General features: G+C 43.9%; 17 protein-coding genes. 11 read left to right on the top strand and 6 right to left on the bottom strand.

What is annotated here, in order from left to right:
• Positions 1-219: 219 nt before the first annotated feature.
• The 7 genes from DXA54_RS14355 to DXA54_RS14325 all read left to right on the top strand — a co-directional run bounded on the left by DXA54_RS14355 (position 220) and on the right by DXA54_RS14325 (position 12566).
• Positions 220-3357: a SusC/RagA family TonB-linked outer membrane protein gene (locus DXA54_RS14355; protein WP_120079806.1), complete on the top strand. Its 3138-nt coding sequence runs from the start codon at positions 220-222 to the stop codon at positions 3355-3357.
• A gap of 8 nt (positions 3358-3365) precedes the next feature.
• On the top strand, positions 3366-4925 hold the full coding sequence (locus DXA54_RS14350) for a RagB/SusD family nutrient uptake outer membrane protein (protein ID WP_120079804.1): 1560 nt from the start codon (positions 3366-3368) through the stop codon (positions 4923-4925).
• A 12-nt stretch (positions 4926-4937) separates the two neighbouring features.
• Positions 4938-5663 (top strand): DUF4843 domain-containing protein, encoded by a 726-nt coding sequence (locus tag DXA54_RS14345; protein ID WP_120079802.1) that lies wholly within the window; start codon positions 4938-4940, stop codon positions 5661-5663.
• A gap of 9 nt (positions 5664-5672) precedes the next feature.
• On the top strand, positions 5673-7313 hold the full coding sequence (locus DXA54_RS14340) for a PKD-like family lipoprotein (protein ID WP_120079799.1): 1641 nt from the start codon (positions 5673-5675) through the stop codon (positions 7311-7313).
• Positions 7314-7368: 55 nt separating this feature from the next.
• Positions 7369-8325: a fimbrillin family protein gene (locus DXA54_RS14335; RefSeq protein WP_004311311.1), complete on the top strand. Its 957-nt coding sequence runs from the start codon at positions 7369-7371 to the stop codon at positions 8323-8325.
• A gap of 42 nt (positions 8326-8367) precedes the next feature.
• Positions 8368-10935 (top strand): zinc-dependent metalloprotease, encoded by a 2568-nt coding sequence (locus DXA54_RS14330; protein ID WP_120079832.1) that lies wholly within the window; start codon positions 8368-8370, stop codon positions 10933-10935.
• Positions 10936-11210: 275 nt separating this feature from the next.
• The gene (locus DXA54_RS14325; protein WP_120079797.1) at positions 11211-12566 is read left to right on the top strand and encodes an ATP-binding protein; all 1356 of its coding nucleotides are present in this window, start codon (positions 11211-11213) and stop codon (positions 12564-12566) included.
• A gap of 127 nt (positions 12567-12693) precedes the next feature.
• Here DXA54_RS14325 and DXA54_RS14320 read toward each other — a convergent pair whose 3' ends face one another.
• The 5 genes from DXA54_RS14320 to DXA54_RS14300 all read right to left on the bottom strand — a co-directional run bounded on the left by DXA54_RS14320 (position 12694) and on the right by DXA54_RS14300 (position 16365).
• Positions 12694-13143 carry an N-acetylmuramoyl-L-alanine amidase gene (locus DXA54_RS14320; RefSeq protein ID WP_004314316.1) on the bottom strand — a complete coding sequence of 150 codons (450 nt, stop codon included), beginning with the start codon at positions 13141-13143 and terminating at the stop codon, positions 12694-12696.
• Positions 13144-13215: 72 nt separating this feature from the next.
• Positions 13216-13509 carry a hypothetical protein gene (locus tag DXA54_RS14315; RefSeq protein WP_120079795.1) on the bottom strand — a complete coding sequence of 98 codons (294 nt, stop codon included), beginning with the start codon at positions 13507-13509 and terminating at the stop codon, positions 13216-13218.
• Positions 13510-13630: 121 nt separating this feature from the next.
• The gene (locus DXA54_RS14310; RefSeq protein ID WP_115484021.1) at positions 13631-14125 is read right to left on the bottom strand and encodes an HU family DNA-binding protein; all 495 of its coding nucleotides are present in this window, start codon (positions 14123-14125) and stop codon (positions 13631-13633) included.
• 189 nt (positions 14126-14314) lie between these two features.
• Complete coding sequence (dnaB, locus tag DXA54_RS14305; RefSeq protein WP_165863247.1) at positions 14315-15694, bottom strand: replicative DNA helicase; 1380 nt, start codon at positions 15692-15694, stop codon at positions 14315-14317.
• A 47-nt stretch (positions 15695-15741) separates the two neighbouring features.
• Positions 15742-16365, bottom strand: coding sequence for a hypothetical protein (locus tag DXA54_RS14300; RefSeq protein WP_008648734.1), 624 nt, complete (start codon positions 16363-16365; stop codon positions 15742-15744).
• 134 nt (positions 16366-16499) lie between these two features.
• Here DXA54_RS14300 and DXA54_RS14295 point away from each other — a divergent pair, with 134 nt between their 5' ends.
• Positions 16500-16655: a hypothetical protein gene (locus DXA54_RS14295; protein ID WP_232284337.1), complete on the top strand. Its 156-nt coding sequence runs from the start codon at positions 16500-16502 to the stop codon at positions 16653-16655.
• A 237-nt stretch (positions 16656-16892) separates the two neighbouring features.
• Here DXA54_RS14295 and DXA54_RS14290 read toward each other — a convergent pair whose 3' ends face one another.
• On the bottom strand, positions 16893-17162 hold the full coding sequence (locus tag DXA54_RS14290) for a DUF4248 domain-containing protein (RefSeq protein WP_004300655.1): 270 nt from the start codon (positions 17160-17162) through the stop codon (positions 16893-16895).
• Positions 17163-17364: 202 nt separating this feature from the next.
• On the opposite strand from DXA54_RS14290, the gene DXA54_RS14285 reads away from it, so the two are divergent.
• From DXA54_RS14285 to DXA54_RS14275, 3 genes are all read left to right on the top strand, one after another.
• A complete protein-coding gene (locus DXA54_RS14285; protein ID WP_008648729.1) occupies positions 17365-18309 on the top strand; it encodes a tyrosine-type recombinase/integrase in 945 nt (314 codons plus the stop codon).
• 373 nt (positions 18310-18682) lie between these two features.
• On the top strand, positions 18683-21685 hold the full coding sequence (locus DXA54_RS14280; RefSeq protein WP_008648728.1) for a hypothetical protein: 3003 nt from the start codon (positions 18683-18685) through the stop codon (positions 21683-21685).
• A gap of 448 nt (positions 21686-22133) precedes the next feature.
• Positions 22134-23693: an ATP-binding protein gene (locus DXA54_RS14275; protein ID WP_008648727.1), complete on the top strand. Its 1560-nt coding sequence runs from the start codon at positions 22134-22136 to the stop codon at positions 23691-23693.
• The last annotated feature ends 37 nt before the right edge of the window (positions 23694-23730 follow it).

The following is a 23730-nucleotide window of genomic DNA, read 5'->3' as shown; positions in this document are numbered from 1 at the left end:
AAAAACAGATATAACCGACAGCTGCATCATTTGCCTTTTGATAGAGGATAAATGATGCAGTTATTCTTTTTGCTATTGATTAATACCTAAACAGAAGCAAAAAGATTTTGCTTTAATTATATTTTGGTATAATAGTTGTGTAAAATACCTAAAATTCGTGATTGCTCCGTCTATCATATAAGAATACTTTTGCGGGTGTAATAACTATATATATCCGTTATGCAAAAGCTAAATTCCGGGGCTTTGAATAGAATCTTATTGTTTGTATACATTTTATCACTATCTACTAATGCAATAGCCCAAAACAAAAATAATTCAAAAGAGACATATCTTCTTCCTCCACACGGAAATTATGTTTATGGCCGGGTGATTGAGAAACTCTCTAAAGAACCGATGGTAGGAGTGACGATTCGTTTGGATGGTCATTCTACTGGTGTAATTACCGATATAAACGGTTGCTATGTATTGACCCTGCCCGAAAAAGGCGGTCTGGTTATCTATTCCTACATCGGTTTTGAAACCCGTAAAATCAAAGTCACTTCCCGGCAGAAAGTCGATGTGCAGATGGTAGAAGCTACCGAAAGTATTCAGGAAGTGATTGTAACCGGCTATAACTCCATACAGAAAGAAAGTTTCACTGGAAATACCACAAAGATAGAGAAAGAAGACCTGTTAAAAGTCAACCCGAACAACCTGATTTCGGCCATTCAGACTTTCGATCCCTCTTTCAGAATACAGGAGAATCTGGCTGCTGGTTCCGATCCCAACAGCCTGCCTCAATTCGTCTTGCGTGGTCAGACCGGTATCGGAGAAACGACACTTGGGCAGACCTCCACCTCCTCCATTTCGCGGGAAGTGCTAAGCGGTAATTCCAACCTGCCTATCTTCATACTGGACGGCTTTGAAGTCGATGTAGAAAAGATATACGACCTCGATATGAATAGCATCCACAGCATCAATATCCTGAAAGATGCTGCCGCCACTGCCATGTACGGTTCACGTGCGGCCAACGGAGTAATTGTCATTGAACGGCGTGCGCCTGAAGCCGGAAAGTTCCGTGTACAGTATTCCGGAGTACTTTCTGCCGAACTGCCGGATTTATCCTCCTACAATCTGATGAACGCCCGTGAGAAGCTGGAAACCGAACGCCTGGCAGGACTATATAACAGCAACACCCCGGAAATAGACCCCTATACCAACGGTTACTACCAACGACTCAATAATGTACTGACAGGTGTCGATACCTATTGGCTTTCTCAAGGACTGCGCACGGCTCTGAACCATAAGCACTCCGTTTTCATAGACGGTGGAGAAAACGACGTGCGCTGGGGAGTGGAACTGGGATTCAGAGGAACGGAAGGAGTGATGAAACACTCTTCCCGTAAGAATGCCAATGCCGCTTTTTATGTAGACTACCGCATTGGCGGACTACAAATAAAGAACAAAGTGACCTACACTTATAACAAAAGTACAGATGTCCCCTTCAATTCATTCAGCGATTACTCCCATTTACTTCCTTATATGCGTCTGTATGATGAAAATGGCGATTATGTGCGCCGTCTCGAAAAGTTCGACGGGGCTAGCGGCACACAAGTAAATCCATTGTACGAAATCAACTTCTACAACAGCTTCGACCATTCCGGTTATGATGAAGTAACCGATGATCTTAGTCTGAATTGGCGTATCACCGACGGTCTGCGTCTGCGCGGTCAGTTTTCCGTCCTGATGAGAAATTCTACCGGTGATCTGTACAAAGATCCCGCATCGGCCAGTTATTCAGCCAGTACAGGCAACATCAATGGTGAAAAAACAGAATCCACACAAAAGAGAACAGTGATAGACGGAAGCCTGTCACTCATGTACAACAATACCTTCAAGGGACACAATCTCAATATCTGCTTGTCCTCCAACATGAGACAAACGCAGAGCACTGCTTCCGAAACACGTTACCGGGGATTTCCGGGTGGCGACCTTGTCTCTTCAAACTATGCGGCAGAAGTATACGGAAAGCCCAGCAGCTCCGATAATACCACCCGCTTGGTAGGAGCCTTGCTCACTTCCAACTACACCTACAACAATATCTATCTCGCCGACCTTACAGGACGTATCGACGGTTCTTCCGAATTCGGTTCCGATAAAAGATGGTCCATGTTCTGGTCAACAGGAGCAGGAATCAACATTCATAATTATGATTTTATGAAGTCGAATGAACTCTTTTCCATGTTGAAGTTCCGTGTCTCCTACGGACTGACCGGAAAGACCAACTTCTCCCTCTATTCGGCCAAAGATATGTATCAGCTGCAAACAGACAGCTGGTATCCCACAGGCTACGGTGTATTCCTCTATCAGATGGGAAATCCGAACCTGAAATGGGAACGTAAATACACCCTCGACTATGGAGTTGAAATCGGACTGTGGCACGATAAAATCTATCTGAAAGCCTCTGCCTACGACGAGCGTACCATCGACCTGATAACCGATTATACCATCCCTTCCTCTACCGGATTCACCTCCTACAAAGAAAACATGGGAAAGGTGAAAAACACCGGCGTCGAACTGGAACTGCGGGCACGACTTTACAGTGACAGAAACTGGCTCTTCCAGCTCTACGGCAGCTTTGCAAGAAACAAAAACACGATTATTGAAATCTCCCAGGCAATGCGCGACTATAATAAAAGAGTGGAAGAACTGTTCAGCGGATATAACCCCGAAAGCAGCTCCGATTCAAAATATGCTAAAACATACCTGAAATATTACGAAGGAGCCTCTCTGACCTCTATTTACGGGATGAAGTCATTGGGAATCAGCCCCACAAACGGCAAAGAAATCTACCTTCGCCGGAATGGTGACGTTACCGATGTATGGTCTGCCGACGAATGGACCATTATTGGCGATACAGCTCCCAAGGGACAAGGCTCATTCGGTTATACCCTGTCCTATAAACAGTTATCCATGTTTGCTTCTTTCCTCTATACTTTTGGTGGAGATGCTTACAACAATACCCTCGTCTCCTATGTAGAGAATGCCGACATTAAAAATGACAATGTAGATAAGCGGGTATTGCTCGACCGTTGGCAGAAACCGGGAGACATAACCACCATGAAAGATATTCGTGACCGTAATGTCACCACCGGCGCATCTTCGCGTTTTGTACAGAAAAACAATACCCTGCAATGGAGTTCATTGACAATGAGCTACAATTTCCGTCCCGAACAATTAAAGAAACTCCATCTGTCCGGCCTGCGTCTTTCGTTCACGATGAACGACCTGTTCTATTGGTCTACCATCCGTCAGGAACGGGGACTGGATTATCCTTATTCGCGTTCATTCAATCTGACTACTAACATCATATTCTAACCATACAAATGAAGAAACTAATCAGCCATATACTAATAGCCCTGACAGGAATGTTAGCCGTTTCCTGCAATGCCTGGCTGGACGTAACACCAGAAAATGCGATAGCCGACGACGATCTGTTTTCCACCGGTTTCGGCTACCGGAATGCCCTGAATGGTATCTACACCAATCTGGCGTCCGACGAACTTTACGGTAAGCAACTAAGCTGGGGATTCCTTAGTGCCATCTCCCAGCAATACAATCAAAAGGCGGGAACCATCTCTCCGATGTATGCCGACGCTTCCGAACTTATCTATAACACGGTCGACACCGAACCCGTCGTGACAGCTATCTGGGAAAAAGGCTATAAAGTGATAGCCAACCTGAACAAGCTCATCGAGAACATCCGGCCCACGGACATCTCTTTGTTCGAATACGGAGAAGAAGAGAAAAACCTCATTTACGCCGAAGCCTTGTCATTAAGAGCCATGATGCATTTTGACCTACTTCGCTTGTTTGCTCCTGCAACGGCAACCAATCCTTCGGGCGCCTATCTTCCTTACCGCGATAAATACGAAGCCGCAGTGGTAGAAAAATGTACCGTTACCGATTTTATCGAGAAAGTCCTGAAAGACCTGCTCGAAGCGGAAGACATTCTGCGGAAATTTGACACCGAATACCATCCCGAAGCGATGTATGCTTCACAAATGTACGAACCTACTCCCGAATGGAATGCCCGCTACCGCTTCAACTCCGGTTCCTATATAGACGATATGGGAGCATTCTTCTGGTATCGTGGCATCCGCTTCAACTATCTGGCATTGCTGGGGTTGAAAGCCCGTGTCTGCATCTATGCCGGTCCTGCCTACTACAAGAATGCCGAGACAGCCGCCAAAGAACTTTACAACACCTATTACCAGCAGAAACGGTGGATAGGCTTTACAGAAGGAGAGAACATTACCTGCAATCTCAATTCCCGATATACAAAAGTCTCCCACGACATATTGTTCGGCTTGTACAAGAAACAGCTGGCTACGGATTATGAACAGGCCGTATGGGGCTCTTCCTCTTCTTCGTCAACCACCCGTTTGCCGTTGGCAAATATCCCTTCCCTGTTTGCTTCGGACAATACGGGCGTATATACCGACTATCGGCTCACCTACCTGATCGGGACTACCAATGAAACCCAGTCGAAGTATTACACACTGAAGTATAACCCTTCCGTCGAATCAGTAGTAGAAGCAATGGAGAATCCGATGATACCAGTGATCCGGTTCAGTGAAATCTGTCATATCCTGGCGGAGATCAGTAGCTATAATGGCAAGATAACCGAAGGAATCAACTACCTCGAAACAGTTCGAAAAGCCCGTGGAGCTGAACGTACCCTTAGTCTGACAGTCAGCACCCGTGAACAACTGGATGCCGAAATACTGCTCGATATACGGAAAGAAATGATAGGCGAAGGTGGAACCTTCTACACCTACAAACGGATGAACCTCTCCACCGTACCCGATTCCGACGAGGAAGGAGAAATCAACATGACAGGTTCTTTTGTACTTCCATTGCCTACCAGTGAAACAACCAACTAATGCCCGGATAAGATGAAACGAATATTGACATATACCACCTTCTGCCTGCTGCTTGTTTTCGCCTCCTGCAGCGAAGAGCAACTGGAAGTTTATCATGGAGACAACTACGTCTATTTTACTTACATGAACGATAAGTCTCCCCAGAAAATAACATTCAATTTTGCTACGGATGCACCCTTGCTTCGGGAAGGAACCGTGAAAGTGAAAATGACACTTCTTGGCTACCTGCTCGAAGAAAATGCTACCTGTGATATTTCCGCAGTGGGAGAGAAGAGCACCGCCCGTTCCGGCATCGATTATGCCCCTTTGACTTCCGGCATCTTCCATAGAGGACTGGCAGAAGACACCTACGAAGTCACCGTCTATCGTAATGAAGCACTGCTCAACACAGAATATACACTTACCCTTTCGCTGGATGCAGTGGAAAACTGTCTGGTAGGCCCGGCAGAATATCAATACGTCACGATTCAAGTGACCGACCGGATTTCCTGCCCTGTGTGGTGGAGCCAGAGTTCAGCGGCCAATCTGGGAGTATACTCGGATATGAAATACCGTGTTTTTATCATTTTCATGGATGGCGAGATACTCGAATCATTGGATAAATACACCGGCATTGAGTTTGTCAATCTGATAGCCGACTTCAAGGCTTGGTGGAAAGACCAGTGGCAGCAAGGCAATTACCAATATTATGATACAGATGGAGTGACACCGCTGTATGAAACCATTCTCGATAACTGACAATAAACTATGAAGCGAAAAACAATACTATTCATTTCAATCCTGCAGCTTCTCGTGATAACCGGCTGTTATGACGATTTGGGAAACTATGACTATACAAACTCTACCAAAGTCTCTTTTGTGAACTCCGCTTCATCGGACTACACGTTTATGGTAGGCGACCTTTTCGAGATGGATGCGCCCATCAACTTCTCAACGGACATCGGGAACGTAGACGAACTTTTCACCGTCCAATGGTACTTGAACCGTGAACTGATCTACACTGGCTATCATCTGAAATACCAGTTCGAGAAAGGCGGGACATACGAACTGATACTGAAAGTAATCAATAAGGAAACGAACGAAACGTATATCAGCAATAAATACACCCTGACGGGAAAGAATAGTTTCGACTGGGGCTGGATGATTCTTTCCGATAAGGGAGACGGAAAATCTGCCTTGTCTTTCATCAATCCGGCCTTTCGGGTGACGCACAATGTGGAGAGCACCATCGAAGGTGGTTTAGGTACAGATCCGCAGGGAATCTACTACTATTATGTATTAGGCTCTATCTCCGGTTCCTACGTTTCGGGCTTACCGAAAGTCCTGATAAATCAGGGCAGTGGAAGTGTCACGCTGGACGGTAATTCGTTGCAAAAAGACATGTGGCTTGCCGGCGAATTCGAGAACCGTAAAGAACCGGATGATTTGAAGATAATGGACCTCGCTTTCAAAGAAGAATATTACGTGATTTGCTCCGAACAGGGGGAAGTGTATATCCGTGCCGTAGGCACTGACAATAAAGCGATTCCTTATTACGGGAAGTACGGCGCCATGCCGTATGAGTTTGAGGGAGGTAGCCGTATCACCTGTTTCGCACCGTTCCACAACGTCACTTATTGGTGTGCCGACGAAGAACGTTGTATCTTGTATGATGAGCAAAATGCCCGTTTTATCGGCATTACACATTATCCGCAGTGGGGAGCAGTTTATACTCCTGCCATCGTCTACTTCAAAACATACGATCAGGATTTGGAAGTTCCCTCCGGTGTGTTGCGGGTGAACAATATGGGAGCGGGAACCCACTGCCTGGCAATAGGCGCTTACGAAAAGAAAGATGTAGCCTCCAACGGCGGGCTGACATTTTGGTCAAACTACGTGTCGCTGATTGACGTGCAGGGAACCGGAAATTATGATTTGCACGAGTTTGCCGTAAAAGACATGGATAATAACTCTCACCTGATAACCGGTACGGATCAATACGGATTCAGCGGCAGCTCCTTATTGACTCCGCAAAGTGTCATTAAGATGTCCTCCAATTTTGAAAAGAACCCTTATTTCTACTTTACCGACGGAGATAAGAATCTCTATATATACAGTATGCAGATGCGCAGCCATATGCTGGCTTACACAGCGGGCAGCCGTATCACCGGCATCAGTGGAAGTCCTGTTGTTTGTGAGTTTTATGGCTATGGGGGAAATAGCACTGATCCGAATTTCCGGCTGGCACTTTCGCAGGAAAATGGGGATATCGCCATCATCGATGTAAACACGAGCCAGATGGTACGTCTCTTCGAAGGTTTTGCTCCCGATTTGGAATTGAAGACTTTTAGCGGGTTTGGCGATGTGAAAGGCATGGTATGGTGCACGAACTATGAAGGAGAATATTAATTGGAAAAAGAAAATAACCTATCAGTAAATAATTAATCATTTAAACGAGAAAAGTATGAAAAATAGACTGTTTTATTTTGCTGCTTGTGTAGCTTTAGTATTGTCTTCAGTAAGTTGCAGCAGTGACGATGGTGAAGAAGAAGATGCAGATATTCCCGTAGTGGGGAAAATTGCTGTTTCCGGTGCTTATAATGTGTATTCCCATGGAAGCCAGGGATGGATTGAAGCGGACAAGATAGGAATATATGTGTTGTCCGATGGCAAACCGCAGGAAAACTTGCCGTATGCTCCGTCGGAAGTAGCGGTGGCTACTACTACAGAATTGGATGGTAAAACGTATATAGTATATGATCGTGATAGTCGTGTGACTGAAGATATTACGCTGAATCCTTCTTCCGAACTTGCTGCAGGATTTAAGGGTGGCGATCACACTATTTATGCCTATACGCCCTATAACGCAGCTTCACAAGATTATAAGGCTGTCGCTTTGCCCAACTTAGCTGTGCAGGAGTATTATGAATCAGAGTTTATGCCGCATCGTAATTATAGCTTTGCTTATGCTTCGGCTACTACATCTAGCTATTCTGCTGCAACTGTTTCTTTGGGAGAATTCAAACCATTGTTTTCTCAAATCACTTTACCGGGTGCGGGATGCCCGGATTCTTTTGTCGGTAAGAAATTTACTAAAGTGGTGGTGAGCTGTGACCATCCGATTGCCTACGAAGATGGAGCAACTGTAGATTTGTCGACAGGTAAAATTTCCGGTACTCCGATAAACAGTATTACTTATAATCTTCCTAATGGCGGCTTCGAGATAACTGCCGGGTATTTTGGTGCCAGTTTGGAGACCTGTTATATGATGATTGCCGTACCTTTTGAAACAGGGCTAACTTATACCTATAATTTTACTTTGACAATTGATGGACAGGAATATACTATTTCAGGCAAACCGAATGAAAAGATGTCTAGTATCAACAACTTAAATATGTATGGCATTGCCGGTATCGAATAATTATTATCTTTGTATCTGTATATAAATATTAAAAAAGAAAGCATGAAGAAATTAGTTTCAATTCTGATGATTCTGGCAATGATTATCCCATTGGCCGGAGCACAATCGACGGACATCTTCAAGAAAAAGAAGAAAAAGAAGAGCAAGACGGAAGCGGTGGATAAAGCCAAGGCTGACTCCATTGCCAAGAGTAAGAAAGATGCTCTGCAACCTTACGCAAAAGTAATCACCGGCAAAGCCAAAACAATGGACGGCTTTTTCAAAGTGCATTATGTAGATGGTAAATATTTTTTCGAAATAGCCGACTCTCTTTTCGGACGTGATATTTTGATTGTGAACAGAGTTGTGAAAGCACCGGTAGACGCGCAGAAGCGGAAAGTCGGCTATCCGGGAGATTACATCAGCGACGAAGTGATCCGTTTCGAGAAAGGACGCGGCGACAAACTGTTCGTGCGTGAAATCTCTTATCTCGAACATTCTGCTGATACACTGGGCATGTATCAGGCCGTATTGAACTCCAATGTTCAACCCATTGTGGCCACCTTCCCGCTGAAAACTGTCCGCAAAGAAGGAGAAACTACCAACTACGTGATCGACATGACCGACTATATCCGTAAGGACAACGAAATGTTTTCATTCACCAGCCGGGTGAAAGACAACATCGGAGCGAGCAGCATGGTAGACGACGCCAGTTATATCGACACACTGAAAGCCTTTCCGCAAAACATCGAAATACGTACCGTGCGTACCTTCCAGCGGAAGAAAGGAGGAGGCAGTGGACTTGAGAAACTGCTGGCAGCTTTCTTTGCCACCTCTACCACTCCGTTGACTTACGAACTGAACAGCTCTATGCTATTACTTCCCAAGGAACCGATGAAACCGAGATTGCACGACGACCGGGTAGGTTACTTTGCTGTGAGCTATAAGGATTTTGACGAGAATCCGCAAGGAGTGAAGTATAAAGCGAATATCACCCGCTGGCGTCTCGAACCCAAAGACGAAGACCGCGAGAAATACCTGCGTGGCGAATTGGTGGAACCAAAGAAACCGATTATCATTTATATCGACCCTGCCACTCCGAAGAAATGGGTTCCGTACCTTATTCAGGGAGTGAACGACTGGCAAGCCGCTTTTGAGAAAGCAGGATTCAAAAATGCAATCTTCGGCAAAGAAGCACCGACGGACGATCCTACCTGGAGCTTGGAAGACGCCCGCCATTCGGCTATCGTGTACAAGCCTTCCGATATTCCGAACGCAAGCGGACCTCACGTGCACGACCCTCGCAGCGGTGAAATTCTTGAAACGCATATCAACTGGTATCACAATGTGATGAGCCTGCTTTACAACTGGTACATCGTGCAGGCAGGAGCCATTGATCCGGGAGCACGCAAACCGATGTTCGACGATGAACTGATGGGCGAACTGGTACGTTTTGTATCTTCCCACGAGGTGGGACATACATTAGGACTGCGTCATAACTTCGGTTCTTCCAATACCGTCCCGGTAGAGAAACTTAGAGACAAAATATGGGTGGAAGCCAACGGTCATACACCGTCTATCATGGACTATGCACGCTTCAACTATGTGGCACAGCCGGAAGACAACGTTTCACGTTCGGGAATATTCCCCCGTATCGGTATGTATGATAAATGGGCGATTGAATGGGGCTATCGTTGGATGCCTGAATATGAAACGGCGGAAGCCGAAATACCTCATTTGAATAAGTGGATCATTGAGAAGCTGCGGGAGGACAAACGCTATACGTTCGGAACGGAACTCGACAGAAACGATCCCCGCAACCAGAGTGAAGATTTGGGAGATGATGCCATGCTGGCAAGCTCGTATGGAATCAAAAACCTGAAACGTGTGATGCCTGAAATCATGAACTGGACTTATGAACCGAATGAGGGTTATATGAAAGCTGTCCGTTTGTATCAGAATGTGGTGGGACAATTCGACTTGTACATGGGCCATGTGGCTACCAATGTGGCCGGTATCTACCACAATCCGATTTCTGTGGAACAGACAGACATGAAAGCGGTGGAATATGTTCCGAAGGATATTCAGAAGAAAGCGGTCGACTTCCTGAACAAGGAACTGTTTACCACACCGACCTGGCTGATGGATGATAAACTGTTCGAAAGAACTGGTATCAATACTTTCAATTCGATCTACCGTGTACAGAGCAGTACATTGAAACAACTGCTTAGCAGCCGCACACTCGATAAGATGACGGACAACGAACTGGTCAACGGAGTGAAGGCATACACAGCCAACGATTTGTTCCGTGATTTGAAGAAGAGTATCTGGAGCGATATGCAAGGAGGAAAGAAACCGGATGCTTCCCAACGTAGTTTGCAAAAGACTTATGTCAATGCGTTGATTGGAATGCTTGATAAACCGAAGAACAGTTCCGGTTCGCTCGGAAGTCTGGGTGGTTATTCGCTCGTAGCTTTCGATTTCCCTTCTGAAGCACCGACTATTGCACGCGGACAGTTGACTGATCTTAGAAGAGACCTGACCAATGCGGCAAATGCTTCCAGTGGAATATACAGAAGTCATTATCTGAACTTGAAAGCGTTGATTGATGCTGCATTCGACGTGAAGTAGAAAAATAATTTACGATTAAGTTCATTTACGATTAGACGATTTACGATGTACGATTGGAGTTAGTACATGGTAAGTCGTCTAATTTGTAGATTAGCTGATTGTAAATACGTTCTTTTTACCCCATCTTTACGACAGTATTAGGCGGCTTTGCCCCATTTTTGGAACATAAACGATAGGATTTTGCCCCATCTTTGAAACAAAATCAATGGTGTTTTGCCCCATCTTTGGAAATTCTTTATAACTTTGTTGCTGAAAATCAATAAATTTGTGGTTTTATGTTTAAAAGAGATATATTATTTCATCTGGAAAAATGGAAAGATGATACGCATAGAAAGCCTTTGATATTGCGTGGAGCAAGGCAAGTCGGTAAAACAACGGTAGTCAACGAATTTGGAAAGCAGTTTGACAATTACCTGTATTTGAATTTGGAGAAACGGGAGGCAGCATCCTTATTTGAGTTGAATGTGTCTCTAAAAGATTTGATGCCTTTATTTTTTGCACATTGTGGAAAGATAAGGAATGAAGGAACTATATTACTTTTTATTGATGAAATTCAAAATTCAGCAAAGGCAGTAGCGTTATTACGCTATTTCTATGAAGAATTACCTGATATTTATGTAATTGCTGCCGGTTCATTATTAGAAAACCTGATAGATGTACGTGTTTCATTTCCGGTGGGAAGGGTGCAATATATGGCATTGCGTCCTTGTTCATTTCGTGAGTTTCTGGGTGCTGTTGGAGAAGAACCTTTATTATCCGTTTTAGATAAGCCTGAAATCACTCTCGCTTTCCATGATCGTTTGATGTTATTGTTTAATATCTATACGTTGATTGGAGGTATGCCGGAAGTTGTGCAACTCTATGCGGAGCGCAGGGATATTTTATCCTTGGAGTCCACTTATGAAACTCTTTTGCAAGGCTACCGGGATGATGTGGAAAAATATGCTTTGGGAAAACAACTTCCGGAAGTGATTCGCTTTATATTAAAAGAAGGATGGCATAAAGCCGGACAAATTATAACTTTAGGAGGATTTGCTGGTTCGTCTTATAATGCTCGGGAAGTGGGAGAGGCCTTTCGTTTATTGGAAAAGGCGATGTTGCTGGAATTAGTTTATCCGACTACGGCAACGGAAGTTCCGGCCACTCCTGAAATAAAGCGTATGCCCAAACTGGTCTGGCTAGATACAGGATTGGTGAATTATGCGGCACAGGTACAGAAAGAGGTTTTGGGAGCAAAAGATATAATGGATGCTTGGCGTGGTATGATAGCGGAGCAGATTGTAGCGCAAGAACTGTTGACACTGACAGATAAAGTCAGTCAGAAACGTTGTTTCTGGGTGCGTAATAAAAGTGGTTCTAATGCAGAAGTCGATTATGTGTGGGTGCAGGATTCTATGGTTTATCCCATTGAAGTCAAATCAGGGCATAACGCCCACTTACGTTCCTTACATTCTTTTATGAATCACTCTAATCAGACTGTTGCAGTCAGAATATGGTCGCAGCCTTATGCTGTGGATGAGGTAAAGACGGCAGACGGAAAAGAATTCAAATTGATAAATCTGCCTTTTTACCTCGTTGGAAAATTAGACAGCATATTGCGTCGGTTTGAAACAACCTTTGATAACGCGTAGTCTAGCAAAATCATAAGTTAAAGATTAGGCACGGATTACATAGATTTCACGGTTAGTGCTATGCTTGTACAAAGCAACCGTGAAATCCGTGTTATCCGTGCCTAAATTATAATAAAGCTATTTTTTTTTAGACTTTATCCCAATCCGTTTCAGCATTAAAACAGGGACAGGCCTTGATCCATTCTTCCGGTTCTATTTCGCCGTTTCCGTTCAGGTCGGGACTTAGATCCCGATGTCCGCAGATCCGGCAATTCGGATAATCTTTCAATAAAGCGAGAATCAATACCCGGAGCGAATGTTTCTGCCATTCGGTACGGGTATCTTTCGGTTGTCCTTTGCAATCGAGTCCGCCCTCATAGCAGATACCTATACTTTCTTTGTTGAAACCGCGGCTGTGCGCACCAATTCGTTCTATCGGACGGGTAGATTTTATATCCCCGTTCTTGCGGATATAGAAATGATAACCCGTTCCGTTGAATCCTCGTCTGCGATGACAGACGTCCAGGTCATATTCTGTGAAACTCTTGTCTTCGCGCGTAGCGGAGCAATGGATTACTATCAGGTTTATAGTTCTCATGAATGGATTAAATAGATTGAATAGGTTCTGTAAATTGCACAGGTTCCATAATTTGCATTAATTGAATCATTATCATGCCTCTGCTGCACTACGTTGTGCACATTCCTTATTAATACATTGTAAGGCAGCAGCCTGTGCCAGCTGATCTCTTAATGAGAATATCTCCGTATGCATCTCTTTCACTTTCGAGCTAAGGTCGAAATAATCCTTCAACACTTTTTCCAATTGCTGCATCAGAAAAGTATATTGGTTTTTCACCAGTTCGCTGAACTCTTTTACTTCTTGCGCCATTACTTTGCGCTTTTTGCGATTACTGCCCAGAAAGGGCAGGATCGTCATAATGATCTCTATGATTTTATCGAGCATTTTAATAAATTGAGGATTGAAAATTGAGAATTAAAAAATAAATGTAGAAGAAAACAGAAACCGCATGGAGAGTAACTGTAGAAATCACTCTGTAATACCCATGCGGCACTGTTTTTAATGATTAAGCTGCCGGGTCCGGAGCTTCTCCGCTTCCACCGCTACCGCTGTTTCCACCATCCGCGTCTTCTCCGTCACCCTTTCCGGCCAGGATGAAATCGACATTATTCTCGCCTCGGGTAGTGGCATGACTCGTGTTCACCAGTTGAAGCGCCTTATCTGCCACAAAACGAACATTTACTTTACGGATATTGCGCACCGTGCAATCCTTCTCCTTTTCAGCCCCTTCGCTGCTCAACGTGATATGGAACGTGCCCAATCCGTCAATCTTCACCTTGTCTCCCTGGGTGAGCGACAGGCGCAACTGCTCAACAAAAGCCTCGATGGAATGCTTCACATCTCCTGCTGTAAGCGATGAGTTCGCTTCGATGGCATCGGCCAGCTTGTTGATGTCCATCACTCTCACTGTGCCCGATTTCTGGCGTACATAATACAACATCTGTGAATTCGGCTGATTCACATACTTTCTGCGCTGATAGCGCTCCACTAATACATTCATACAATTAAAAAAGTTAAGGTTTAAGTAATAATATTTTCTGTCGTTGTTGACATTACAAATATACGAAATTTGAAAGGGAAAGTCAAGTATTTTGCTATTTATTTTATATCAATAATGAAATAAAAAAAGAAATTCCATACAGCTTTATATTGTAATATAAAATTGTATGGAATCGGAGTGAATCTGTATCTATTTAGCATGTTTCAGCATGTATTCCAGCGGTGGAACGTATTCGGTGATTTTTGTCATTGCCGAATTATGCCTGAAGTATACGTTTCCCGTCTCTCCGTTGCGTTGTTTGGCTATGATTGCTATGCCTAGTTCTTCGGTAGGGTAACCGCTTTCGCGGTCGGTTGTTATTCGTGCGAGGGCGGGGCGGTAGAGTAATATCACGACGTCCGCATCCTGCTCGATTGCGCCACTTTCGCGGAGATGTGCCAGTTCGGGGCGGCCTGCGGGGCGGTTTTCCGATTCGCGGTTTAGCTGGCTAAGCAGTACCACCGGTACGTTTAGCTCTTTGGCTAGCAACTTCGCTTTGCGGGTGGCTTGCGCCACTTCCTGTTCGCGGTTGCGGTTGTTTTGGCCGGTTGTCATGTCGCAGAGTTGCAGGTAGTCTATAATGATCGCGTCGCATGCATGCTGGCATTGCAGCAGTCGCGCGCTGGAGCGTACGTGTTCCATGTTGACCGAGGTGCTGTCGTCTACGTGTATCGGCAGGCGTTTGAGGTCGGCGGCTGCTGTGCGTGCCTCTGCAAGCTCTTGCGGGCTGACGGTTCCTGACCGCCAATGGCGGGCACTGACTTCGCTGGCTGCTGTCAGCCATCGGTCGGCCAGTCTTTCTCCTTGCATTTCGAGGCTGTAGACGGCTACGGCATGTCCTGCCATGGCTGCGTTTCGTGCCAGGTGTAGTGCGAATGCCGTTTTTCCTACGCCGGGACGGGCGGCAATTACCACTAGTTCGCCGTTTTGGAGTCCGGACGTCATGCGGTCCAGGTCTGCCAGTCCGGTAGGGATGCCGGTCACTCCGTTTATGTTGTTGGCAATACGTCCTTCGGCTTCGGTCATGGTGGCGGTCATCAGTTCATCCATGTCCCGCATGTGGTTGTTGTGGTCGAATTCGCCTTCCAGGCGGTCGAGCAGGTTGTGCGCGTCCATCAACGAGTCGTCGATGTCCATCGTTTCGTCTAGCGCGCAGGCGAGTAGTTTGTTGAATCCCAAGATCATTTCGCGTCGTAGATATTTCTCGTGTACGATCTGCGCGTGATATTCGAGGTGGGCGGAAGTCGCCACTTTGCTGCTCAACTGGGTGATGCCGAACGCTCCGCCCGCCTCTTCGAGCTTTCCGCGGTGGGAAAGCTCTTCTTTTACGGTGAGGATGTCTATCTTCATTCCGGCGTGGTACATAGCCAGTATGGCGGCGTAGATCAGTTGGTGGCGCAGGACATAGAACATTTCGGGGCGCAGCTTGTCGGCTATCAGTGGTATAGCTCTCTGCTCTATCAGGCAGGCGCCGATGATGGCTTCTTCTATTTCGGGAGCCTGTGGTGAAACTCTGTTTTCGGTATTCATAATCAGTGTTTGTTTAATCAGTCTTCGTTTAATTGGGATTCGTTTTATCAGTATTCGTTTAGGAAAGCTTTGTTGGATAAATAGCTGGCAGCGTGGAGCAGGTAGTTGATGTTTGTTTGGTGGAAATAATAATCTTCTACCTTGTCGATGGCGAGTTGCTGTTCCTTGTCGCTTAATTTTTTCCATTCGCGTTGCGCTTTGGCGATGTTTTCTTTGGGAAGCTGCGTGATGCTGTGAAACTCATTCCAAAACAGGCGGAACTTCTCGTTGACGGCTTTCTTTTTCTGCTTGCCGCTGTCGGGGGCTCCTACCCATTTGTCGTATTCGACGACACGAATATGCAGGGACGGGTTGTTGGGATGGGGGACGATTTCGATGATCCCCAGGATGGCAAGGGCGTGTATGAACCGGAAGGTTTTTCCGACAGACCAGCGGAAAATGCGGCTCCAGTCGCGGTAGCTGAACATGCTTTCGCCTCTTTTGCACAGGTAGTCTTTGTGCTGCCGGTCGCTGTATAACGTGTCCGAATAGTTGACTTTCATCAGGATTTTCAGGAGCGCTTCTATTTCTCCGGCTTCTATGTTCGGGTCTTCTATTTGTTGTTGTAGCAGGGCCTTGGGGATAATGAGAAAACCATGTTCCATCATGGTTTGAAAATTGAAATTGTTCATTGGGTTATCGTTTTAAATTTCTGTAAAGGTACGCCGTTCCTGTGCGATGCGCAAGGGGTGTGGTTCCGTGCGGACGGGTGTGGATGAATAAAGGGTGCCGCGATGCGCAAATCGCTGTTTTTTTTTCTTCTTTCATGAAGCCGGGGAAGGAGTGGGGATGGAACGGATGCTCTGTTGGTGGTTGGCGGAGCTTCTGTTGGTGGTTGGCGGAGCTTTTGTTGGTGGTTGGTGGAGCTTCTGTTTGTGACTGGTGGAGCTTCTGTTGGAGAAAAAACAAAGCCTTCGTTTAGGGGGATTCGAAGGTCTTGTTTGTAGTGAAAAAACGGTCATTTTTGCCGAACGCTTTGTGGAACGCTTTTTTCTTTCTGTAAATAGCTATATGATTGGTAGTTATCTTTGTTTTGAAAAAAAGTGGTGAACGCAAAGTGGAATACATAATAAACAATAAAAGATAAATGATATATTTAAAAATATATAGATCGATTTTCCTTTTATTTCTTGTCCGTGTTTTCGTTTTCTGTTACGCGCTAAACGTTTGTCGGCAAGTCAATGTGGGGAGGTCCCCAGTGTCGGTAGATGATTAGCTGCATTTCAGGACTGACATCGATTGTTTGGCTGGTGTAATATGCAGCAACCAGTTGTTCGTTCAATGTTTTGTTTGCTTTAATGCGTTTGCGCATTTTTTTGCTGGCGGAAGAAGCGTTTGCCAGATCGGGAAAATACTCCTTCGCCAATTCGGAGAAATACTTGAATCCATTAATGCTGTAGCGTTCGGCAGCTGGTTCATTGTTGTTCATAATTTTTTTATACTTTAAATGGTTAAAATAATATATTGTTTGAAAAATTGTGCAAATGTATGAAATTTACTTTGATGATTAATGTAAATGTTTTAGTTTTTATTTTTTAGATTTTATGTATGTAAATTTTTGAAGATATATTTTTGTATTTTACTAAAGTAAAATGTGGGAAAAGTAAATATTAATTATTAATTTATTTTTAATGAAAAAGGAAAGTTTTACTTTGTTTATGAAACAAGTGGCTGTTGATTTGCAGCAGAGTGGAAATTTAGGGACTGCTCATGTATACAGAAGTACGTTGAATGCGATTCTTACTTTTCAGGGTTCCGATCGTTTGTCGTTTCGGGAAATCACTCCGGAGTGGCTGAAGCATTTTGAGGGTAGTCTTCGTGCACGTGGGTGTAGTTGGAATACGGTGTCTACGTATCTTCGCACGTTGCGTGCGGTTTACAATCGCGCTGTCGATCTTCGGAAGGCATCATACGTACCGCATCTTTTTCGCTCCGTATATACAGGTACGTGGGCAGACCGCCGCCGGGCACTGGATATGGAGGATATGAAGAAGGTGTTTGCCCGTCTGTTGCAGTCGGACGCCATCACTCCTGCCATGAAGGGTGCGCAGGAGTTGTTCATTCTTATGTTCCTGCTTCGGGGATTGCCTTTTGTCGACCTGGCTTATTTGCGTAAGAGTGATCTGCGGGGAAATGTGATTAGTTATCGTCGTCGTAAAACGGGGCGTCCGTTGTCTGTGACGTTGACGACGGAAGCGATGTTTCTTTTGCAAAAGTATATGAATCGGGAGGAACAGTCGCCTTATTTGTTCCCGATTCTTCATAGTGACGAAGGTTCGCCAAAGGCGTATAGGGAATATCAACTGGCATTGCGCAATTTTAATTATCAGTTGGAATTATTAGGAAAGGCATTGGGACTCAAAGACCGGTTGAGCTCGTACACCGCCCGCCATACCTGGGCTACGACTGCGTATTATTGCGAAATTCATCCGGGTATTATCTCCGAAGCGATGGGACATTCGTCTATCACTGTGACGGAAACTTATTTGAAGCCTTTCCGAAATAAGAAAATTGATGAAGCAAATATACAAGTACTTGATTTTGTAAAACGATCTGTGGTAGGTCTAAGTGCTTGATTTTTATCCTGTTACTTCGTAGGTAACGGGTTGAAATATCGGTGCAAATATGAGCATATTTCTTAAAACAACCAAACGAAATCATACATTTTTTCTAATAAACTACTCAAAACAGGAATTAACCAAATAAAACAAGCGGATTCTTTGTATTAGGGCTTTGTTAACTTCTAAATTTTGCAAAAGGTCTCCCGCCCCTCTGCCGCTTCTAAGAAGCAGGGGTAAAAAATGTAATCGCATATTGTTTCATTTTTCCGTATTGACTACTCCAAAAGAGCAGGAACAAAGGTTTCTCCGTTACCTACGAAGTAACGGGCGGTCTATTATTGAAACTTAGTGTTTAATAATATATTATTAATGTAATTTTTAAGTAGTTATGAAGAAAAATTTTGTTAGGGTAATGCTTTTCGGGGCATTGACGCTTACAGTCAGTACAACTGTAACGAGTTGTAAAGATTACGATGATGACATTAAAGGCTTGCAGGAGCAGGTTGATAAAATCACATCGACCAGTCCTGTGAGCACAGAAGACATGAATGCGGCTGTTGATAAAGCAAGCAAGGAATTGAAAGACCAATTGGCGAAACTGGAAAAACTCGTGAATGATCCGTCTTCCGAAACATCATTGACGCAGCAGATTGCAGATTTGAAAGAGTCGTTGAAAACTGCTGTAGGTGAAAATGCGGCAGACTTGGCAGGTAAATTGGCTACTGCTCAAAATGAGTTGAAAGTTTTGAAAGAAGCTTTAGGAGGTGATGATTACATTGCTAAATTGAAACAGAAGATTACTGATCTCGAAACTGCTAAATCAACATTGGATCATTTGATTACTGCGGAAAAACAGTTTGCAGCAAACGGGTCGCTAGCCGGTTATGAAGAGACGGGTTTGGTAAAGTTGGTAAACCAACAGATAAGGGATGCTTTCACTACAGGGGGTACGCCGAGCGAGTTAGCTACGTATGTATCGGAAGCTATCAAGTCACAGATCGCCGCAACGGTTAAGGATGTCAAATTCCCGTTCGGTACAGAACAGTCGTTGGAGACTATCATTACTACCATATATAATGATATATATAAAGACCGTGATGCTGTAGCGGCTAACTTCGGTAAATTGGACGAATTGCTGGAAGCTATCGATGCTTACGTAGGCATCGGAGAAGGTAAATATGCAGACTATGCTGCCATTATCAAGCAAATTAATGATACAAAGAACGACTTGGCTGCATTGCTTGCACCCACTGGTGATAATTCTCTGACTAAAAAGGTGCAGGATATTATTGCTACTGAATTGCAAACAAAAGATAGCGAATTGAAGAAGATGCAAGATGCTCTTCAGAAAGAAATCGACGCTATCAAAGGTATGATTCAGAGCATTGTGTATGTGCCGGAATCAGCAGACAGAATTGTAGAATTTACATCATTGAAAGTCGCTGAAACATCTCAATATACTACGGGAATTAATACTGCCCAAACTTGGCACGAAGTAGGTAATACCCTTGAAAAGAAAGTAAGATTCCGTGTATCTCCGGCTTCAGCAGTTGCAGAGCTGACTAAAGCGGATAGTAAATATACAATTACTACAGATGCTCAAGTGTTGACTCGTGCCGCTGGTGTATTCACGGTAGGTGCTGTAAAAGCAGTAGCTAATGAACCTAATTTGATAGAGGTGACTTTGAAAAAAGCAGGCGCTATCGAAGGCAAAGGGTTTGCCGTAGCTCTGACTGTGATAGGTAAGGATGATAAAACAGAATATTCAGATATCTCTTCTGATTATTTTGCAATGACTCAACAGACACTTCATATCAATAAGATTGATTATAAATGGGCAGGTGGTACTGAACCGAACAGCCTTATAAAAGAAAACGCAGATGATAAGATCGACTATGCGGCAGGAAGTGCTTATGTGTTTACTGTAACTCCAGACGCTGACGGAACATCTACCAATGAAGTAGAGAAAACAGTAGACGAACTGGGTATTGACTTGTCTAAGTTTAAAGTTACCTATGCTAAATCTGGAATGAATGAAGGTAATTTCACTTTAACAGAAGGTGTTTTAAAAGCTAAAGCAGATGCAGCGGTTGGTAATGTATGTCAGGTTACTCCTACTATTACAGTTACTCGTGATGGCGGAACAACAGACTTAACTGGTACTACCTATGCTCAAGTTACTCTAACAAGTAAGGGTGCTCCTGTAGCTCTCACATTCGATAAACTGAAATGGAACAGCGCTGCAAAGGTATACACGCTTACAGCTGATGGTACCGGTGCCGATAATCTGGCTGGATTAAGTGCTATTTTAGCAGCACTTGGTACAACAGGATCACCTGTTGCAGATTTGAATAGTGCTACCAGTGTGTCTGATCCTGCTGATAACGCTGTAACACCTTGCATGATACTGGAAAGTAATGCCGTTAAAATCAAAGTGCCTGCAAATTATGTGACAACTAGTGAAAATGGCATCGATAAAGTATCTGTAATCCTGACAAAGGATAACAAGACTGTAACAGTTAGTGCCGATATTAAGGTCAGCGCAACTGCAGCTAGTGAACTCGTTTGGGATTGGAACTTATTGAACTCTACTCCGGGTCAGGAAATGATGATTATGTCACGTGAAGGTGGTGATAACGTGTCATCTGTGAAATTAACAAGAAACTTGACACAGGCTTATGAGGCTTCAGTCTTTACGGATCTTAACAAGAGAAAAACTGCCGGTGAGATTGTTATTGCACCTGCAATTTCTCCGGCAGGTGTAGGAAGTGTAGATGGTGGTTCCTACGTTTATACTATTACTGCTGGTACTGTTAACTATTCTTATAAGAAAGAAGGTAAAGCAAATCCGATTTCAGTGACATTTGGTGTGACATCTAATGGTAAATCAATTGCTCCTGCTGATAACAAGAATGTAGTAAATATGCTTATGCCTGTTGATGAATTGAATGGTACATTAACTCTTCCGAAGATTCGTCTTAAAGAAACTTCAACTAAGGCTGATGAAATAGAATTGTCAAAAGCTTTCAATCCACAGACTGAAAGTGAAAAGGATGGTTACAATTTCACTTGGAAAGACTCGAGAGGTAAAGAAATGTGGCCGACTAATGCTAGTGGTCAATTTGATGTTTCTACTGCTAAAGATGCCCTTGCGTTATACGGCCTGTCTATCAGTTTCGAACCGAAATCTGCGGATGACTTCAAGAAGTATTTTGATGCTGATGAATTGAAGAATAACGGTAAAGTGAAACTGAATACTACTACTGCCGCACAGGAAATTATTGGTAGTGACATCTCGGCAGTGGTTGTTCTGAAAGCAACTTCTAAATGGGGAGATGTAGCCGGTAATGGAACAGAGTTTACAGTGACCTTTAAGAAAGGTGCTCAATAATAGAGATTGAAAATAAACCCTTCTTCACCTATGTGTGAAAAGATATTTTTTACCCCGGAACAAAGCGAAGGACACAGCTTGTGAAAGTCCATCCTTCCATCTTTGTTCCTATCAAAAGAAAGGGATGCCTCCCCACATTTCCCACTGGTATCCCTTTTATCTTTACTCTTGGAACGTCTTTTTTTGTTGTACTAGAATCAATTGCTAGTCGCCCATTTCCCTATAGGTAAAGGAGGCGTCCCCAAGATACAGAAAGCCCGAGCTTGCGAAAGTCCGGGCTTTTCGTAATTTTGTGCAGTCATCATCCCCTTATTTTATCGTCCCTAAGTTTCCGGGGAAATGTGCAGAATGAATGATTGAAAAGAATCTTTTAACCTGCTATGACAAAGAGTTCTATTAAAAATATATATCTTTGCAAGAAAGGCATTGATTAATAAAAGAAGAGAATATGAGCCATAAAATTTATCCGATCGGCATTCAGAATTTCGAAAAAATTCGTAATGACGGTTATTTCTATATTGATAAGACAGCACTGATGTATCAAATGGTAAAGACTGGAAGTTATTACTTCTTGAGTCGTCCGCGCCGTTTCGGAAAGAGTCTGCTCGTCTCCACCTTAGAGGCCTATTTTCAAGGAAAGAAAGAACTGTTTGAAGGGCTGGCTGTGGAAAAACTGGAAAAGGACTGGATAAAATATCCTATACTGCATCTGGACCTTAATATCGAGAAATATGATACATCCGAAAGTCTGGATAATATACTTGATAAATCGCTGACAGCATGGGAAAAACTATATGGTGCCGAGCCGTCCGAACGTTCGTTTTCTTTGCGTTTTGCCGGTATCATAGAGCGCGCCTGTAAGTTGGCGGGGCAACGTGTGGTTATTCTTGTCGATGAATATGACAAACCCATGTTGCAAGCCATCGGTAATGAAGAATTGCAAAAGCAATTTCGGAATACATTAAAGCCTTTTTATGGAGCGCTTAAAACAATGGACGGTTGCATCAAGTTTGCATTCCTTACCGGTGTGACAAAGTTTGGCAAAGTCAGTGTGTTTAGTGACTTGAACAACTTGGACGATATATCCATGCGAAAAGATTATGTTGAAATCTGTGGGGTTAGCGATCAGGAACTTCATGATACTTTGGATGCCGAGCTTCATGAATTTGCGGACGTACGCGGTGTGACGTATGATAAACTCTGTGCAGAATTGAAAGAATGTTATGACGGCTATCACTTTACACACAATTCAATCGGCATGTACAATCCGTTTAGTTTGCTCAATGCTTTTAAGTATAGAGAATTTGGCAGCTATTGGTTTGAAACGGGCACACCGACCTATCTGGTGAAATTGCTGCAAAAACATCATTATGACTTGGAGCGGATGACGCATGAAGAAACCGACGCCCAAGTATTGAATAGCATAGACTCTGAATCTACTAATCCCATTCCGGTGATTTATCAGAGTGGTTATCTCACTATTAAAGGGTATGATGAAGAATTTGGAATGTATCGGTTAGGTTTCCCGAATCGTGAAGTAGAAGAAGGATTTGTCCGTTTCCTGCTTCCTTATTATGCGAATGTAAATAAGGTAGAATCTCCGTTTGAAATTCAGAAATTTGTTCGTGAAGTACGTTCCGGGGATTATAATTCTTTCTTCCGTCGTCTGCAAAGTTTCTTTGCAGATACCACCTACGAAGTGATTCGCGATCAGGAATTGCATTACGAGAATGTGCTTTTCATTGTCTTTAAACTGGTCGGCTTCTATGCCAAAGTGGAATATCATACAAGCGAAGGGCGCATCGATCTTGTCTTGCAGACAGACAAATTCATTTATATCATGGAATTTAAACTGAATGGTATGGCCGAAGAAGCCTTGCAGCAGATAAATGACAAGCATTATGCTCTTCCTTTCGAGATGGATGAACGGAAACTCTTTAAAATAGGAGTGAACTTCAGTGCGGAAACCCGTAATATTGAAAAATGGATAGTTGAAGAAAATAGATAAAACAAAAAGGCGACTCGTTTTGACCGGGCCGCCTTTT

The organism is Bacteroides sp. OF03-11BH (genome assembly GCF_003604005.1).
Classification (GTDB): domain Bacteria; phylum Bacteroidota; class Bacteroidia; order Bacteroidales; family Bacteroidaceae; genus Bacteroides; species Bacteroides ovatus.
The sequence above is the reverse complement of the archived record's forward strand: the minus strand, read 5'-3'. Positions and strand labels throughout refer to the sequence as shown.

Excerpts from the sequence above, each read along its gene's own strand:
- DXA54_RS14330 (WP_120079832.1), top strand. The coding sequence starts at position 8,368 with ATGAAGAAATTAGTTTCAATTCTGATGATTCTGGCAATGATTATCCCA.
- DXA54_RS14345 (WP_120079802.1), top strand. The coding sequence starts at position 4,938 with ATGAAACGAATATTGACATATACCACCTTCTGCCTGCTGCTTGTTTTC.
- DXA54_RS14325 (WP_120079797.1), top strand. The coding sequence starts at position 11,211 with ATGTTTAAAAGAGATATATTATTTCATCTGGAAAAATGGAAAGATGAT.
- DXA54_RS14320 (WP_004314316.1), bottom strand. The coding sequence starts at position 13,143 with ATGAGAACTATAAACCTGATAGTAATCCATTGCTCCGCTACGCGCGAA.
- DXA54_RS14315 (WP_120079795.1), bottom strand. The coding sequence starts at position 13,509 with ATGCTCGATAAAATCATAGAGATCATTATGACGATCCTGCCCTTTCTG.
- dnaB (WP_165863247.1), bottom strand. The coding sequence starts at position 15,694 with ATGAATACCGAAAACAGAGTTTCACCACAGGCTCCCGAAATAGAAGAA.
- DXA54_RS14355 (WP_120079806.1), top strand. The coding sequence starts at position 220 with ATGCAAAAGCTAAATTCCGGGGCTTTGAATAGAATCTTATTGTTTGTA.
- DXA54_RS14290 (WP_004300655.1), bottom strand. The coding sequence starts at position 17,162 with ATGAACAACAATGAACCAGCTGCCGAACGCTACAGCATTAATGGATTC.
- DXA54_RS14310 (WP_115484021.1), bottom strand. The coding sequence starts at position 14,125 with ATGAATGTATTAGTGGAGCGCTATCAGCGCAGAAAGTATGTGAATCAG.
- DXA54_RS14285 (WP_008648729.1), top strand. The coding sequence starts at position 17,365 with ATGAAAAAGGAAAGTTTTACTTTGTTTATGAAACAAGTGGCTGTTGAT.
- DXA54_RS14280 (WP_008648728.1), top strand. The coding sequence starts at position 18,683 with ATGAAGAAAAATTTTGTTAGGGTAATGCTTTTCGGGGCATTGACGCTT.
- DXA54_RS14300 (WP_008648734.1), bottom strand. The coding sequence starts at position 16,365 with ATGAACAATTTCAATTTTCAAACCATGATGGAACATGGTTTTCTCATT.
- DXA54_RS14340 (WP_120079799.1), top strand. The coding sequence starts at position 5,673 with ATGAAGCGAAAAACAATACTATTCATTTCAATCCTGCAGCTTCTCGTG.
- DXA54_RS14275 (WP_008648727.1), top strand. The coding sequence starts at position 22,134 with ATGAGCCATAAAATTTATCCGATCGGCATTCAGAATTTCGAAAAAATT.
- DXA54_RS14350 (WP_120079804.1), top strand. The coding sequence starts at position 3,366 with ATGAAGAAACTAATCAGCCATATACTAATAGCCCTGACAGGAATGTTA.
- DXA54_RS14335 (WP_004311311.1), top strand. The coding sequence starts at position 7,369 with ATGAAAAATAGACTGTTTTATTTTGCTGCTTGTGTAGCTTTAGTATTG.
- DXA54_RS14295 (WP_232284337.1), top strand. The coding sequence starts at position 16,500 with ATGAAGCCGGGGAAGGAGTGGGGATGGAACGGATGCTCTGTTGGTGGT.